Origin of the sequence: Bradyrhizobium sp. WSM1743 (genome assembly GCF_000473065.1) — a bacterium.
Lineage (GTDB): Bacteria > Pseudomonadota > Alphaproteobacteria > Rhizobiales > Xanthobacteraceae > Bradyrhizobium.
This window is the reverse complement of the sequence record NZ_AXAZ01000034.1, coordinates 65,765-82,067: the sequence shown is the minus strand read 5'-3', so window position 1 is coordinate 82,067 and position 16,303 is coordinate 65,765. Positions and strand designations below refer to the sequence as shown.

Below are 16,303 nucleotides of genomic sequence, written 5' to 3'. Positions count from 1 at the left end.
CCGCCGAGCTGCGCAACCACTCTCGTCCAGTCCTCGTTCAGAAGCGATTCGTCTGCCATCCCGCCTTGGAATCACGTGTGATTCCAACACTCAAGAATAAACTTAACGCCTATGGGGAAGACCGGGTGCCGGCCGGGCACCCACGGTCCACTGTGCGAAGATTGCGCTACGAGAAGCTGCACAGCGGCATACAGGTGAAGCCAAACACACGGCCTTCCCTGCGCAGTGGTTTGACGGCTTATGCCGAGCTCTCCCCGGGGAGCGATGCACTATTGCCCCCGTCACCTTGCAGATGACTGATGCACGCGCCCGGTCGGGCCGCCGCATCACCACAAGACTTGGCGCACAGACCCCGGGCGCCAGGACCACACGGTTTTGCCGTACGCTAGATCACACCGGTCGTGCGCGCGATGGCCTTCGCTCACGGTTGCCCGCCCTGCAAATGCCCCTCGCGCCGATGTGACTAGCGTCCACCGCCGCTCACCCCACGTTCGTGACGATCGCGATACGCCCCTCTGATCGGGATGAGGTGACGCGACAATGCGACAAATCAGAAATTCTGTAAAGACGAATATTTTTTGACGCGCCGATTGACCCGGCAATCGTGTGTTTTGCCCGTCGGGCAACACAAGCGCTTGTAGCCCGGAAGGAGCGCAGCGCACTCCGGGAATTGATGCCCGCGGACACAGCGCGCCGGATTGCGCTGCGCTCCATTCGGACTACGGCGTGGCGTCGCGATGCGCACCGTCTCTCAACAGCCTGTCCGCAGCATATCCACAGGCCGACCGCGGCAGATTCGCCAACCCGGTGAGCAACTTGCTGCGCACAAACCCACAGGCCGTGCTCAGCTACCAGCCTGGTCGAACACGGAGCGGCAAGCCTCGCCGAGGCTGGCGCGGTTACGCCGCACGCAGGCGGTAATGGAGCGGACGTTGGGGATCTCGCCGGCGCAGAGCCGGTAGACGTCGGGGGTGCAGGCCCGGCGCTGCTCCGCTGTGCCCTGGGCATGAGCGGCGGAGGCAAACAGCGTCAGGAACAGCCCGGCCGCCGAGGCGCCACGCGCCCGGCTTTTCACGCCCGCAAACCGCAAGAACCTCGCCTTCATGACCAGTCTCCCGCTTTGCCCGCCCCGGCCTGCATTGGCCGGCACGGTGCGAAAAGGTAGGGGAAATAAACCGCTGGGGATGTGATCTCTCTTTCACACCGACTGCGCCGTGGCGGCAAGTAGGGTTCGCCGGGGATTTTTTCAGGAATCGCTAACCAATCGGGCCCCGATCGCCGCATCGTTAAAATGCGAACGATTGGGTCAATCCGGAAACAAACCGGCTTTGCGACATTGCGCCATCCGCGTTCTGCGAGGGTGCGATGAGCGAAGCCGAATTCAACTTGCTGCTGGATGCTGTCCGGGACGCCATGGTCTTTGAAGATTTCGCGCTCGCGCCGGAGGAGGACTTCGTGCCCCGTTCGTGGTCGTATGACGCAACACCGAAGGCCGCCAACGACAACGAGGGCGCCTGGCCCCTCCTGCCCTTCCCCGACGGCTGGTACGCGGCCTGCTGAGGCCGGATTGCCATGAACGGATGCGCCGGCGGCGCAACAACGATCAATTCTTGACGCGTTCCTCGCCGTCCTGCGGTGCCCGCTCGGGTGCAGCCGGCGGAAAGATGCTGTCATAGATCGCGCGCGCCTCGGCAATGAGGCGGGCCCGCTCCAGCTCGGATTTTGCAACAAATCGGACGATTTCGCCCACGTGCTCTCCAGCGCTTGGTTGACGATGGTTCGTCACTTCGCAGATGCGAAGTCTATGCCACAGGGCCTGAATCGCAGGTTTGGGCCAAGCACCGGGCAAATCCGGTAGCTGCCGGGTGCGCGAGGCCCTCGGTGAAACCGCACAGCGACCAACTTTTGCTGAAAGATCAGAGGCTTATGATGGAGGCCACGACCAGAATTGAACTGGTGTACACGGTTTTGCAGACCGTTGCGTAACCACTCCGCCACGTGGCCCCGTAAGGGCGGACCAATATAGGGGATCAATGGCTTAGGCAACCGCCTTCGTCCGACTTTGACGGCGATAGCATTGTCGGATGTGGACCAAAGTCAGGCGCGCTTGCCGCGCCGGAAGTCGCGCCGACGGCTCTTCGGCGCGGGCTTGGGTGCGAGTTCCGGCATCTCGGCCTGGACCTCACGGTATCGCGCCAGCATCCGTTCGAAACTGGCATGCAGTGTCTCGGCGATGTCGGGACGCCGCTCGAGGCCCGCCAGAGTCGTCGCCGCCGCCTCGATGGTCGAGAGCCCGTCGCGCCGCGGCTCCTTGCGCAGGCGCCCGTAGCGTGAGGGATGCGCCGGATTGAGGATCACGCGCTGGCATTTCAGCATCCAGGGATTGCGCCACCACAGCGCTTTGGCCTGGCTCCAGGTGCCATCGAGCAGCACCACGCCTTCGAGCTTGCCGAGAATCGCGCGCTGGTTCTCGGCGACCTCGCCCTTACGGGTCAGTGCCACGATCTCGCCCTCGGCCTCGAGATCGGCGGCGCGCGCGGAGCCGAGATAGAGCACGGCCCAGCGCGCGGCATTCTCGACCGGCCGCCCCAGCGCCTTGGACAGGCTCGGCCAGGACAGGCCGACCCGCACGGTGGCATCGGCGAAATGCCTGGCAAGCAGCCGCGCGGTGCCGAGCGCCCTGTCCTGCTCCTGCGGATGCTGCAGGATCAGCAGCGAGAGCCGGTTCTCAATCGACGTGACACTCTCGCAGATGCACAGCGGCATCGGCTTCTGGCAGTGCGGGCATTCGGGAATCGCCTCGGGCGTGGCGGCCGTCGTTTCGGATGGGTTCGACATGGTCGCCGCTATACGCTTCGCGCGGCGCTGCAACAACCTATTCCGCCGGCGCAGGGACTGGACGCGGCTCGGATCGGCGCCGCAGGCGGTCGATCAGGAGGTAGATCACGGGCGTGGTGTAGAGCGTCAGGATCTGCGAGACGAACAGGCCGCCGATGATGGTGATGCCAAGCGGGCGGCGCAGCTCCGTGCCGGGGCCGGTCGCGACCACAAGCGGAATGCCGGCGAACAGCGCCGCCATGGTCGTCATCAGGATCGGCCGGAAGCGTGCCTGGCAGGCCTCGAAGATCGCCTCGGCCGAGGACAGGCCACGCTGGCGCTCGGCGTCGAGCGCGAAGTCGACCATCATGATGCCGTTCTTCTTGACGATGCCGATCAAGAGGATGATGCCGACGAAGGCGATCACCGTCAGCGGCGTGTCGGTCACTTGCAAGGCCAGCAGCGCGCCGAGCCCGGCCGACGGCAGCGTCGAGATGATCGTGAGCGGATGGGCAAGGCTCTCGTAGAGCACCCCTAACACGATATACATCGCGACCAGTGCGCCGAGGATCAGAAGCGGCTGGCGGCCGCTGGTCCTGGCGAAATCGCCGGCATTGCCATCGAAGCTGCCGCGAATGCCTTCGGGCATGTGCAACTCATCGACCGCGCGCTGAATGTTCTGCGTTGCCGCCTGAAGCGGCACGTCCGGCAGCAGGTTGAACGACACCGTGGTCGAGGGGAAAGACTGCGAATGATAAACGGCGAGTGCAGCGAGCCCGCGCTCGGCCCGCACTACAGCCGACAGCGGCACCTGCGCGTCGCCCGCGCCGGCGACGTAGATACGGTCGAGGTTGGAGGGATCGACCTGGAATTTCGGGTCGATCTCCAGCACAGTCATGTACTGGTTGCGCTGCGTATAGATGATCGATATCTGCCGCTGCGCAAAGGCGTTGTTGAGCGCGTTGTCGATATCCTGGACCCTGACGCCGAGCGCCGAGGCCTTCTGACGATCGATGCTCAGAGTCAGCTGCAGCCCGCCAGGGTCGCGATCGCTGGAGATGTCGGTGATGCCCTCAACGCTCTCCATGCGCTTGGCGACGATCGGGGCCCATTTCTGCAGCAGGCCGAGATCGGTGCTGGTGAGCGTGTATTGGTAGTCGGAATCGCTCTGCCGTCCGCCGGCGCGCACGTCCTGGGCGGCGAACATGAAGAGGCGGATGCCGGGCACGGGATACAGCGCGCGCCTGAGCCGGTCGATCACGACTTGCGTCGACACGTGGTCGCGCTCCTCCGGGGGCTTCAGGCTGATGAACATGGTGCCGCGGTTCGAGGTCGCCGGCCCCGGCCCGCCTCCGCTGCCGACGGTCGAGCCGATGCCGGCCACGGCCGGATCCTGCATCACGATCTCGGCGAGCCGCTGCTGCAGGCCGAGCATCGACTGGAACGAGATGTCGGCCGAGGCGCGTGTCGCCCCGATCACGAAGCCGGAATCATCCGTCGGGAAATAGCCTTTGGGGACCTTGATGTAGAGCGTCACCGTGAGAGCGATGGTGGCGAAGAACACCAGCAGCGTCAGCAGCGGGAATTCCAGCACGGTGCGCAGGGTGCGGGTGTAGAACGCGACGATGCGCGACAGCGAGCCTTCAATGACGCGGTCGAACAGCGTTGCCGTGCCGGAGGTAGTCTGCCGGATGTAATGGGCGCAGATCATCGGCGTGACCGTGAGCGACACCAGCGTCGAGACCAGGATGGCGAAGGTCAGCGTCAGCGAGAATTCGCGTAAGAGCCGGCCGACCACACCGTCCATGAAGATCAGCGGTGTGAAGGCGGCGATCAGCGACAGGCTGATCGAGACGACGGTGAAGCCGATCTGCTTCGCGCCTTCCTGAGCCGCCTGGAACGGCCGCATGCCATGTTCGAGATTGCGGAACATGTTCTCGATCATGACGATGGCGTCGTCCACCACGAAGCCCACGGAGATCGCGAGTGCCATCAGCGACAGATTGTCAATCGAGAAGCCAGCGAGCCACATGCCGGCGCAGGTGCCGGCGAGCGCCAGCGGCACCGAGATGCCGGCCGCGATCGTTGGCGTCAAGCGTCGCAGGAACACGAATACCACGACCATCACCAGGACGGCCGTCGCCAGCAGCGTCCATTGCATGTCCAGCACGCTGGCGCGGATCGTGCCGGTTCGATCGACCAGGGTGGAGATCTCGACGCCGGCGGGGATCCACTGCTTCAGCTCGGGGATCAGCGCCTTGACCCGATCTACGGTGTCGATGACGTTGGCATCGCCCTGCTTGGTGATCTGGATCAGGACGGCCGGCTGCCTGTTGAACCAGGCGATTGAGCGGGCGTTGCGGACGGAATCCTCGATGTCCGCGACGTCGGAGAGCCGCACGAAATTGCCGGTCGAACTCTTGATGACGATGTCGCGGAACTCCTTCGCCGTGCGCATCTGCTTGTTCAGCGCCAGCGTCTCACTCTGGCGCTCACCGTTGAAGATGCCGACCGGGCCGAGCGGGTTGGCGTTGATGATCGCGGTCCGGACGTCGTCGGTGGCGATACCGGCGTTGGACAGCGCGACCGGGTTGAGCTGCACCCGCACGGCCGGCTGGTCGGCGCCGGAGATCCAGACGTTACCGACGCCCGGCACCTGCGAGATGCGTTGCGCCAGCACAGTATCGGCGACGTCGTAGATCGCTGACGGAGAGACCGTCTTGGAGGTCAGCGCCAGCACGAACACGGGCGCGCCGGCTGTGTTCGCCTTGCGGAAGCGCGGCAGCGTCGGCAGGTCGCTCGGCAGGTCGACCATCGCGGCATTGATCGCCGCCTGCACGTCGCGCGCGGCCTTATCGATGTTGCGGCCGATGTCGAACTGGAGCTGGATGCTGGTCGTGCCGAGGCTCGAGGTCGACGTGATCTGGTTGATGCCGGCAATCTCGCCTAACCGCCGCTCCAGTGGCGAGGCCACCGTGGCCGCCATCACGGACGGGTCGGCGCCGGGCCGGCTGGCCGAGACGAAGATGGAGGGGAAGTCGACATTCGGGACCGAGGCGACGGGCAGGAACTCGTAGGCGACGACACCCAGCAGGAACAACCCGATCGACAGCAGTGTGGTCGCGACCGGGCGGCGGATGAAGGGCTCCGAGATCGATGCCATCACTGCATCCCCTCGGTTGCGCCGGCGACCGGCGGGCCGCCGGATTCGGCCGGCGGCAGCGCCTGCTCGAGGCGGCGGTTGATGCGGTCGAGCGCGAGATAGATCACGGGGGTGGTGTAGAGCGTCAGGAGCTGGCTGAGCAGCAATCCGCCGATGATGGAGATGCCGAGCGGAAAGCGCAGCTCGGCGCCGGTGCCGCTCTCGATCGCCAGCGGCAGCGCGCCGAACAGCGCCGCCAGCGTCGTCATCATGATCGGGCGGAAGCGCAAGAGACACGCCTGCACGATCGCCTCGTTCGGCGACATGCCCTGCCCGCGCTCGGCCTCGAGCGCAAAGTCGATCATCATGATCGCGTTCTTCTTGACGATGCCCATCAAGAGAATGATGCCGATCAGCCCGATCACCGAGAGGTCCTGGCCGCACAGGATCAGCGCCAGAATCGCGCCGACGCCGGCCGAGGGCAGCGTCGAGAGGATGGTGATCGGGTGGATGTAGCTCTCATAGAGCACGCCCAGCACGATATAGATCGTGATGACGGCGGCGAGCAGCAGCCAGGGCTGACCGGCCAGCGCCTTGGCGAATTCGGCGGCATCGCCGGCATAGACGCCGACGATGCTGCCCGGCATGCCGATGCGGGTCTCGATCGTCTTCACGGCCTGGACGGCATCGCCCAGCGCCGCGCCGGGCGCCAGATTGAAGCTGAGCGAGATGGATGGGAATTGCGCCTGGTGCGAGATCGCAAGGGGCGCCGTGGTCCGCTTCAGCGTCGCCACGGCCGAGAGCGGCACCTGGGCGCCGGGCGCGCCGACGGTCGTGCTCGCGGCGCCCGGCAGATAGAGCTTTGACAGGATCGAAGGATCGCGCTGGTACATCGGGAGCGCCTCCAGCACCACGCGGTACTGGTTGGCCTGGCCGTAGATGGTCGAGATCTGACGTTGGGCGAACGCATCGTTCAGCGTGTCGGTGATGCCCTGGAGGCTGACGCCGAGCTGGCCGGCGCGGGTGCGGTCGACATCGAGCTGTGCGCGCAGGCCGCCCTCCTGCGCCTCGGAGGAGACGTCCCGGAACAAGGGATCGCGCCGCATCTCCGCGACGAGCTTGCGCGCCCATTCCGACACCAGCGTCGCATCGGTGCCGGTCAGCGTGTACTGGTATTGCGAGCGGCTCGACTGGGTCGATATCTGCACGTCCTGCACCGGCTGGAAATAGACGGTCATGCCGGGAATGCCTGACACCCGCTGCTTCAGCCGGGCAACGACGCCTGCGACATCGTCACGCCGCTCGCCGCGCGGCCTCAAGCTCATGACGAGCCGGCCGACATTGGTGGTCGGGTTGACCGAGCCGGCACCGATCACCGAGACCACGCCGACCACATCAGGGTCGGCCCTGATGGCGTCGGCCGCCTCGGCCTGCCGCTTCTGCATCTCCGCAAACGACACGTCGGGCCCGGCCTCCGTTACTGCCGTGATCGAGGCGGTGTCCTGCAGCGGCAGGAAGCCCTTGGGCGCGACGACATAGAGCACCAGGGTCGCGATCAGCGTGGCGAAGATCACGACCAGCGTGGCGCGCTGACGTTCCAGGACCCACAAGAGCGATCTGTGATAGGCATCGACCGTGCGGTCGATGAAGCGGCTGATCGCGGCCAGTCCTGGCACCGCCAGCTCCTGATGGGCATGCTTGAGAAGGCGGGAGCACATCATCGGCGTCAGCGTCAGCGAGACCACCGCCGAGGTCACGACCGCGATCGTCAAGGTCAGCGCGAATTCGCGGAACATACGTCCGACGAGGCCGGACATGAACAGCAGCGGGATGAACACCGCGATCAGCGACACCGTCAGCGAGATCACGGTGAAACCGATCTCGCTGGCGCCTCTCAGCGAGGCGTCCATCGCACTCTCGCCATTCTCCATGTGGCGGACGATGTTCTCGATCATGACGATGGCGTCGTCGACGACGAAGCCGGTGCCGATCGTGAGCGCCATCAGCGACAGATTGTCTAGGCTGAAGCCGGCAAAATACATGATGCCGAAGCTCGTGATCAGCGACAGCGGCAGCGCCACGCCGGCAATCAGCGTGGCACGCAGCGAGCGCAGGAACAGCAGCACCACCAGCGTCACCAGCACGACGGCAAGGACCAGCGTGAACTGCACGTCGCGCACCGAGGCGCGGATGGTGACGGTGCGGTCAGAGACGATGGTGAGGTTCACACCGGCCGGAATCGCGCGCTGCAGTTTCGGGATCTCTGCGCGGATCTGGCTGACGACGTCGATGACGTTGGCGCCGGGCTGGCGCTGGATGTCGATGATGACGGCCGGCGTGCCCTGATACCAGCCGCCGGTGCGGTCGTTCTCGAGGCCGTCGACGATCTGGGCGACGTCGCCGATGGTGACGGGCGAGCCGTTGCGATAGGCGATGATGACAGGCTTGTAGGCGTCGGCAGCGGCGATCTGGTCGTTGGCGGCAATGATGTAGGATTGCTGCGCACCGTCGAGCGAGCCCTTCGGCCCCGAGACATTGGCATTGGCGATCGCGGTGCGCAGATCCTCCATGGCGATGCCATAAGCGGCGAGGCGAGCCAGATCGGCCTGGATGCGCACGGCCGGCTTCAGCCCGCCGAGCACCGCGACGCGCCCTACCCCTGAAATCTGGCTCAAGCGTTGCGCCAGAATGGTGTCGGCGATGTCGCTCATCACCCGCAGCGAGATCGTGTCGGAGCGCAGCGCCAGCGTCATCACCGGCGCATCCGCCGGATTCACCTTGGCGTAAGTCGGCGGGTAAGGCAGCGTCTTGGGCAGCACGCCGGCCGCCGCGTTGATCGCGGCCTGCACGTCCTGCGTCGCGCCGTCGATATCGCGGTTGAGGTCGAACTGGAGCGATATCTGGCTAACGCCGAACGAGCTCGTCGAGTTCATCGCCGACAGCGAGGGGATCTGGCCGAGCTGCCGCTCCAGCGGCGCGGTGATCAGCGAGGCGATCACGTCCGGACTCGCGCCCGGAAGCTGCGTCGTCACCTGCACGGTCGGGAAATCGACCTGCGGCAGCGCCGAGACCGGCAGCGCGAAATAGCCCAGCAGCCCGCCGATCAACAGCGCAATGCCGAGCAGCGAGGTCGCGATGGGCCGGCGGATGAAGGGTTCGGAGACACCCATGGGTTATGCCTGCCGCTTCACGCGGCTGTTGTCTGGATCATGGCTGCTTGGCTCCAGGTCCCGATGCCCCCGGCCCCGGTGCCGGCCCGGTCTGTCCCTTCTGGTCGCCTTCGCTGCTCTTGCGCTTGGCAGGGAACTCACCGTCCTTGCCCTGCCCCTCTTTCTGAACTTCTTTGGCACCATCCTTCTTCTGAGCGTCCGGCGCGCGCGAGCGCTTGCGCGGGGCAAGATCGGCCGACGGGGTCTGGTCGTCGCGGCCCACGATCACCTTGGAGCCGTCGGACAGATTGGCAAAGCCCGTGGTGACGACCTTGTCGCTCGGCGAGAGGCCGCTGGCGATCACCGCGTCGTGCTCGTTCTGCTGGGTCACCGTCACGGGCTTGGCCGAGACGACATTGTCCTCGCCGATGACGTAGCTGAAGGTCCCGATCGGGCCGCGCTGCACAGCAGAGGTCGGCACCACCAGCGCCTGCGTCAAGGTCTCGACCTTGAGGCGGACATTGACGAACTGGCCGGGCCAGAGCTGGTAATTGGCGTTGGGAAATTCGGCCTTGAGCCTGAGCGTGCCGGTGGTCTGGTCGACCTGGTTGTCGATGCCGGTGAGCTTGCCGGTGTCGATCACCGTGATGCCGTCATTGCCGAACACATCGACCGCGAGCGTGCCCCTTGCGGCAGCCGCGTTGACGCGCATGATCTGCTGCTGCGGCAGGCTGAACCACACCGCGATCGGCTGCAATTGCGTGATCACCACAAGACCCGTGGTGTCGGAGGCGTGGATGATGTTGCCCTGGTCGACCTGGCGCAGGCCGGCGCGGCCCGAGATCGGCGCCACGATCTTGGTGTAGCTCAGCGTTGCCGCGGCATTGTCGATCGCGGCCTGATCGGCCTTCACCAGCGCCTCGGTCTGCGCCACCAGCGCGCGCTGGGTGTCGGCCTGCTGCTTGGAGCCGGCATTGGAGGCGGCGAGCTGCTCGTAACGCGCAAGGTCGATGCGCTGGTTGGCGAGCTGGGCCTGATCCTGCGCCTTCTTGGCCACCGCCTGGTCGTACTGTGCCTGATAGATCGCCGGATCGATCTCGCCGAGCACGTCGCCCTTCTTGACGTCCTGGCCCTCGGTGAAGTTCACCGCGATCAGCTTGCCATCGACCTGCGAGCGGACGGTCACGGTATTGAGCGCGCGGATCGCGCCGACGCCGTCGAGATAAACAGGCACGTCCTGGATGCGCGGGCTCGCCGCCAGCACGGGCACCGGCAGATCGGGGCGCTGGTTGCGGTTGTTGGCCTGCTGCTGATGCGTGACGGTCCAGCCGAGATAACCGAGCCCGCCGAGGATCGCGAACGTGATCAGGGTCATGATCAGGCCACGGCCGCGCGATCTTTTCGCCGTCCTCTCCTTCGCGTCTTGCTTCGTCTCCGGCTTAAAGAGCATTGACCGGTTTCTCCATCCTCGGCTCCCAGCCGCCGCCGAGCGCCTGGTACAGGCTCACGATGGCGAGAAGCCGCGCGAGCTGAGCTTGCGACAGTGCGTCTTCCGCCTGGAACAGGGTCAGTTGGGTGTTGAGCACGGTCACGATGTCGGCAGTGCCGGCACGCAATTGCTGCTCGGAGAGTTCGAAGGCGCGGCGCGAGGCGGCAACGACGTCGCGCTGCAACTGCAGCCTGATCGTGGTCTGCTTGATCGAGAACAGCGCATTGTCGACGTCGGCAAAGGCCTGGATGATGGTCTTGCGGTAGGTCTGTAGCAGCTCGTCCTGCCGCGCCTTGGCGAACTCGAAATTGCCGAGGATCTTGCCGCCGTCGAAGATCGGCTGCGTCGCGCTGCCGACGAGCTGGAAGAAGGCCGCATGCGGCTGGAACAGCGAGACCAGCGCCGAGCTCTGATAGCCGCCATTGCCGGTGAGCTGGATGGTCGGAAAGAACTGCGCGCGTGCGTTGCCGATGTTCGCGGTCGCCGAGGCGAGCTGGGCCTCTTGCCGGCGGATATCCGGCCGCTGCGTCAGCAGCTCGGACGGCAGGCCGGGCGTGACGCGCGGGATCGCGATCCGATCCAGGGAGCCGCCGAGCACGCGCACGCTCTCCGGCGGGCGTGATACCAAGACAGCAAGCGCGTTGACGTTCTGGTCGAGCGTCTGGCGCAGCGGCGGCACCAAGGCCTTTTGGTTCGCGAGCACGCTCTCCTGCTGGGCGACGTCGAGATCGGTGCCGGTGCCCGCCCTTCGCCGCTCCTTGACTGCATCGAGGATGCGCTGCGCGCTAGCGATATTGCGCTGTGAGGTCCTGATGCGGTCCTGTGAGGCCAGCACCTGGAAATAGGCGTTGGCGACGGCGGCGAGCGTGGTCAGCGCGACCGTGTCGCGATCGAAGCGGTTGGCGTTGGCCGTTTCCTCCGCCGTTTGCAGCGCGTCGCGGTTCTGGCCCCAGAAGTCAAGCTGGTAGCTCGCGCTCAGCGAGGCCGAATAGTTGACGACCTCGCGTCCGCCGATGGACAGGCCCGAGGCGCTCGAGCCCGAGGTGCGCGAATAGGTTTCCGATCCGCCTGTCGACACGCTCGGCAGCAGTGCCGCGCCGGCCTGCCGCGCCTGGGCATCGGCCTGAACGATGCGTGCAACGGCAGCGGCGATGTCGAGGTTGACGGTGTGCGCTTCCTCCATCAGCTGCGTCAGCTCCGCAGAGCGAAAGCCGCGCCACCAATCCAGTGACGGCGGCCCATCGCCCTTGCCCGCATATTTGTACTGCGTGGGAACATCGAGCGCGGGATCGGGAAGGTCCTGCGTCAGCACGCAAGCACCCGAACCGGCGGCGAGGCACAACACCGCAATCCATCGCGCCGCGCGCAGCGTCCGGAATGCAGAACCGAGAGACCGCCGCGAGGCGATCGCTGGAACTTGCTGTGTCACATCCACCCCCCGCCGGGCAGATCGAATCGCCGCCGTGCAACCGGATTAACCGATTCGCGGCGGGACAATCGGGAGGCTTTGGATAACGCGCTCACAGCGGTGGTGCTTTCTGCGGAACCTGAGATCCATACTAGCCGGGCGCGGAACGGCGGGACAGTGCCGCAATTGCGAGATGCCCGTGCCAACCAAACCGGAGCGGACTGACAAAAATGTAAAATGTGCCTGTCTCGCAGTGACTTCTCTCGCTACGTAACATCGAGAAACGTGAGCAAGCTTACCAAGATTTCATGTGATATTGCTGCCACACCCGTTGCTGCAAGGCATTGCACATGGATTTCACGAGGATTGGCCGCGGCTCGCTTCGCCTCTCCCGCTTGGCTTGCGGGAGAGGCCGACGCGCCCCGGGCGATGCGAAGCATCGTCCCGCGCGCGGCGGGTGAGGGCTCTTGCCACCCAGGGACAGCCTCTGCATTTCTCGACAATCCCACCGCGGAGACACCCCCACCCCAACCCTCCCCCGCAAGCGGGAGAGGGAGCCCAATCCCGACGCCGAAGCATCACGCACCCTGTCGCGACCGGTGTCGCCCGTGGCAAAAACTGATCGCAAGACCGCTCATCACGAGCGTTATCGTGTCGCGCCCTGACGGAGTTCGGTCATTTCCTCCTCCCGATATCCCGCCTCGCGGCCGAGCGCATCATCGCCGGTCTCGCCTCTCAACCATATCACTGATTGGGCGGGCGTTTCGGCCCGGTTCGCCGCAACGCAAAAGCCTTCCCCTTTGGCCTCCCAAGCACTAGGTTCTGGCAAAACCTGATCAACCCCTTGGTAGTGATTTCCCCCGACATGACCATTCGCAACGACGTTGTCGAAGCCATCGGCAACACCCCGCTGATCAAGCTGAAGCGCGCCTCGGAACTGACCGGATGCACCATTCTCGGCAAGGCCGAGTTCATGAATCCGGGCCAGTCGGTCAAGGACCGCGCCGGCAAATGGATGATCCTGGAGGCGGAGAAGCGTGGCGAGCTCAAGCCCGGCGGTCTCGTGGTGGAAGCGACCGCCGGCAATACCGGCATCGGGCTCGCGGTCGTGGCGAGCGCGCGCGGCTACCGCACGCTGATCGTGATCCCGGAGACGCAGAGCCAGGAGAAGAAGGATTTCTTGACACTGTGCGGCGCCGAACTGATTGAGGTGCCGGCCCTGCCCTATGCCAACCCCAACAACTACCAGCATGTCGGCCGGCGTCTCGCCGACGAGCTGCGCAAGACCGAACCCAATGGCGTGCTGTTCGCCGATCAGTGGAACAACCTCGACAACGCCAAGGCCCACTACGAATCCACAGGGCCTGAGATCTGGGAGCAGACCGGCGGCAAGGTCGACGGCTTCGTCTGTTCGGTCGGCAGCGGCGGCACGCTGGCCGGCGTCAGCCGCTATCTGAAAGAGAAGAACAAGAACATCCGCATCGCCTGCGCCGATCCGCATGGCGCCGGCATGTACGAATATTTCAGGACCGGCGATCCCAAGGCGACGACCGGCGGCTCGATCACCGAGGGCATCGGCCTCAACCGTGCAACTGCGATCGTCGAGACCGCCAAGGTCGATGACGCCTATCTCATTCCCGACACTGAGGCCGTCAGCGCGATCTACGAGCTGCTCCAGCACGAAGGCCTGTGCCTGGGCGGCTCGACGGGCATCAATGTCGTCGGCGCGATGCGACTTGCAAAGCAGCTCGGGCCCGGCAAGACGATCGTCACCGTGCTGTGCGATTCCGGCAGCCGCTATCTGTCGAAGCTGTTCAACGCGGACTTCATGCGCGCTAAGAACCTGCCGGTGCCGGAGTGGCTGGAGAAGCGCAGCAACATCAAGCCGCCCTTCGTGTGATCGTCGCGGGAAGGCTCGCGTTCGGGACGCTTGCCCACGCGGCGCCCGCGGTTCGGCCCAATTATGCGACGTCGCCGCGTTCCGAGCCCGCGGCACAATAGTCGCGCCAGAACCGGCGATATCCCGCCTCGACCTTGCGCGTGTAGATCTCGACATTGCCGGCGGGCGAGGCTGCGATCTGGGCCGGCAATTCTGCGCGCAGCTTCGCCAGATGAGCCGGCTGCGCTGCGTATTTGCACGCGATCGCGGCATAGCCTTCGTCATCCTCGGCGACCCAATCGTTGAGGCCAACGGCCGCGACGATCGAGCCGCCGGCGCGCGACGAGGCGCCGCTGCCGAGCTTGGCGACGACCGGAACGCCGGCGTAGAGCGATTCCCAGGTGCTGATTCCGCCATTTTGGGGGAACGTGTCGAGCGAAATGTCGACATTCGCAAAGGCCCGCAGATGCTCGGCGCGCGGGGTCGAGCCCATGCAGATTACGTTCTCCTCGGCAATCCCCTGTGCCACGAACCGCGCGACCAGGCTGTCGCGCAACAAGGGATCGTCAAGCAGGGTATGCTTGATGATGATCTTCGAACCGCTCACCGCGCGCATCACCTTCGACCACACAAGGATGGCCTCGTCCGAGATCTTGTAGATGCGGTTGAACACGCCGAAGGTCACATAGCCATTGCGGAGCATGGGAAGCTCCGAAGGCGGCACATCCAGGATGGGATCGATGGTGATCAGGCACGGCAGATCATAGACCTTTTCGGCCAGCAGATGCCGCGCCGATTGCGGAATGAAGATCGGATCCGCGAGCACGTAATCCATGGTCTGAAGGCCGGTCCCGGTGGCGTGTCCGAAACCCGTGACCTGGATGGGCGCCGGCCTGCGTGCGAAGACAGGAAGCCTGTTACCAGACGAATGTCCGGATACGTCGATCAGGATATCAACCTTGTCGGCCTGGATACGGTCGGCCAGCTCGTCGTCCGAAAGCTGCCAGGCATCGACCCAGATGTCCGCAAACGAGTTGAATTCGGCGGTCGTCTCATCGCGTCGCGGCGAGCATGAATAGCAGACGATCTCGAACTTGGCGTGATCATGATGGCGCAGCACCGGTAACAGGGCGAACGCCGCCGAGTGGTACCAGAACTCGGCAGCGACATATCCGATCACGATCCGCCTGTCCGGCTCGAGCTGGCGCGGCGCCAACGTCCTTCGCGGCAACGTGGCCCCGATCGCGTCCCACCAATGTTTGCGCGCGGCCTGCTGGACCGCGAAATCGGCGTCGGAGAGAAAGTCCAGAAAGAAGATCTTGCGCGCGATCAGGTCCGCATTATCAGGCGCCATTGCCAGCGCGGCGTCGAGATGCGCGATGGTGGATGCGATCTCGCCCTGGTTGGCGAAACAGGCGCTCAGCAGCGTCATCGCGATCGCGGAACGCGGATTTTCCGCGAGCAGGACTTTGACGGCCGCAATCGCCTCAGCCGTGTTCCCCAGCTGGATGCTGACTTGCGCCTTCCCCTGCAAGGCGACCTCGAGCTTGGGCGAAAGCGCAAGCGCCGCATCGAAATCCGCTGCCGCCTGTTTCAGCCGCGACAGCTCGAAATTGAGCCGTCCGCGGTGCGCCAGGGCCTTGGCCGAATGAGGCCTGATCGCGAGCGCCGCCGCGAGCGCGGCTTCCGCTTCATCGTAATGCTTGAGCTCGATATTGACCACGCCCTTGCCGATAAGCGCTTCCGCCTGACGTGGCTGAAACACCAGCGCGCGCTCGAAACTTTGTTTGGCGTCATCAAACTGGCGCAGCGCCAGCTCTGCCAGGCCACGATTGCAGAGTGCATCGGCATGGTCCGGCTTCAGCCTGATGGCGCGATCGTACAGTTCGATCGCCTGCTCCGCGAGATCGAGGTGGAGCAGCGTATTGCCGAGATTGGTCAGCCCCTGCGGAAAGTTCGGCTTCAGCGCGATCGCCCTCTCCTGGCACCGGCGCGCATCCTCGAGGTTCCTGAGATCGAAATGCACGCTCCCGAGATGGCTATGGGCTTCGTGCGAACGAGGATCGAGCGCAATCGCGCGCTCGAGCAGCCGCAGCGCCTCCTCGAGGCGCCGTCCGTTTTGCGCACACAGGCCGAGCAAGTGCGTGGCGTCGAAATGATCGGGAACGGCTTGCAGTATCTGGCGGCAGAGCGCCTCGGTCTCCGCATATCGGCCCTGGCCATAGGCGCTCGCCGCGGCAGCGATGACGGCGTCCGCCTGCTTCTTCAACTTCTTCTGCAATCGCGCGTTCTGAAATGCGCGCGCGCCGGCGCCGCTGCTCTGCAAGGTATTCTCTCCGGAGGATCGCCCGGAGCGAGTCTAGCTGATTCGCAGGGCCGGCCGGCCGGTCACCGGACCTGCATCGCCTCAGGGATTTTC

General features: G+C 65.0%; 10 protein-coding genes and 1 tRNA gene. 2 read left to right on the top strand and 9 right to left on the bottom strand.

The window, feature by feature from the left end; translation table 11 throughout:
* Window positions 1-844: 844 nt before the first annotated feature.
* Entirely contained in the window at window positions 845-1,105 is a 261-nt protein-coding gene (locus YU9_RS0120730; RefSeq protein ID WP_027574528.1) for a hypothetical protein, read from the bottom strand.
* A gap of 260 nt (window positions 1,106-1,365) precedes the next feature.
* Between YU9_RS0120730 and YU9_RS0120725 the strand changes: the two genes are divergently transcribed.
* A complete protein-coding gene (locus tag YU9_RS0120725) occupies window positions 1,366-1,560 on the top strand; it encodes a hypothetical protein (protein ID WP_027574527.1) in 195 nt (64 codons plus the stop codon).
* A gap of 43 nt (window positions 1,561-1,603) precedes the next feature.
* On the opposite strand, the gene YU9_RS49130 is transcribed toward YU9_RS0120725, so the two are convergent.
* The 7 genes from YU9_RS49130 to YU9_RS0120690 all read right to left on the bottom strand — a co-directional run bounded on the left by YU9_RS49130 (window position 1,604) and on the right by YU9_RS0120690 (window position 12,032).
* Complete coding sequence (locus tag YU9_RS49130) at window positions 1,604-1,750, bottom strand: hypothetical protein (RefSeq protein WP_198028277.1); 147 nt, start codon at window positions 1,748-1,750, stop codon at window positions 1,604-1,606.
* A 180-nt stretch (window positions 1,751-1,930) separates the two neighbouring features.
* Window positions 1,931-2,004 (bottom strand) — tRNA-Cys (locus YU9_RS0120715).
* 93 nt (window positions 2,005-2,097) lie between these two features.
* On the bottom strand, window positions 2,098-2,838 hold the full coding sequence (locus tag YU9_RS0120710) for a tRNA-uridine aminocarboxypropyltransferase (protein WP_027574526.1): 741 nt from the start codon (window positions 2,836-2,838) through the stop codon (window positions 2,098-2,100).
* A 37-nt stretch (window positions 2,839-2,875) separates the two neighbouring features.
* Window positions 2,876-5,980, bottom strand: coding sequence for an efflux RND transporter permease subunit (locus YU9_RS0120705; RefSeq protein ID WP_027574525.1), 3,105 nt, complete (start codon window positions 5,978-5,980; stop codon window positions 2,876-2,878).
* Window positions 5,980-9,129: an efflux RND transporter permease subunit gene (locus YU9_RS0120700; protein WP_027574524.1), complete on the bottom strand. Its 3,150-nt coding sequence runs from the start codon at window positions 9,127-9,129 to the stop codon at window positions 5,980-5,982. The genes YU9_RS0120705 and YU9_RS0120700 overlap by 1 nt, the downstream gene beginning before the upstream one ends.
* A gap of 37 nt (window positions 9,130-9,166) precedes the next feature.
* Window positions 9,167-10,558 (bottom strand): efflux RND transporter periplasmic adaptor subunit, encoded by a 1,392-nt coding sequence (locus YU9_RS0120695; protein ID WP_027574523.1) that lies wholly within the window; start codon window positions 10,556-10,558, stop codon window positions 9,167-9,169.
* Entirely contained in the window at window positions 10,548-12,032 is a 1,485-nt protein-coding gene (locus YU9_RS0120690) for an efflux transporter outer membrane subunit (RefSeq protein WP_027574522.1), read from the bottom strand. The genes YU9_RS0120695 and YU9_RS0120690 overlap by 11 nt, the downstream gene beginning before the upstream one ends.
* An 838-nt stretch (window positions 12,033-12,870) precedes the next feature.
* Between YU9_RS0120690 and YU9_RS0120685 the strand changes: the two genes are divergently transcribed.
* A complete protein-coding gene (locus YU9_RS0120685) occupies window positions 12,871-13,905 on the top strand; it encodes a cysteine synthase A (RefSeq protein WP_027574521.1) in 1,035 nt (344 codons plus the stop codon).
* Between the two features lie 61 nt (window positions 13,906-13,966).
* Here the strand turns inward: YU9_RS0120685 and YU9_RS0120680 are convergent, their stop codons facing one another.
* Window positions 13,967-16,210 carry a tetratricopeptide repeat protein gene (locus YU9_RS0120680; RefSeq protein ID WP_027574520.1) on the bottom strand — a complete coding sequence of 748 codons (2,244 nt, stop codon included), beginning with the start codon at window positions 16,208-16,210 and terminating at the stop codon, window positions 13,967-13,969.
* Window positions 16,211-16,303: the final 93 nt, after the last annotated feature.

Excerpts from the sequence above, each read along its gene's own strand:
- YU9_RS0120730 (WP_027574528.1), bottom strand. The coding sequence starts at position 1,105 with ATGAAGGCGAGGTTCTTGCGGTTTGCGGGCGTGAAAAGCCGGGCGCGT.
- YU9_RS0120725 (WP_027574527.1), top strand. The coding sequence starts at position 1,366 with ATGAGCGAAGCCGAATTCAACTTGCTGCTGGATGCTGTCCGGGACGCC.
- YU9_RS0120710 (WP_027574526.1), bottom strand. The coding sequence starts at position 2,838 with ATGTCGAACCCATCCGAAACGACGGCCGCCACGCCCGAGGCGATTCCC.
- YU9_RS0120705 (WP_027574525.1), bottom strand. The coding sequence starts at position 5,980 with ATGGCATCGATCTCGGAGCCCTTCATCCGCCGCCCGGTCGCGACCACA.
- YU9_RS0120700 (WP_027574524.1), bottom strand. The coding sequence starts at position 9,129 with ATGGGTGTCTCCGAACCCTTCATCCGCCGGCCCATCGCGACCTCGCTG.
- YU9_RS0120695 (WP_027574523.1), bottom strand. The coding sequence starts at position 10,558 with ATGCTCTTTAAGCCGGAGACGAAGCAAGACGCGAAGGAGAGGACGGCG.
- YU9_RS0120685 (WP_027574521.1), top strand. The coding sequence starts at position 12,871 with ATGACCATTCGCAACGACGTTGTCGAAGCCATCGGCAACACCCCGCTG.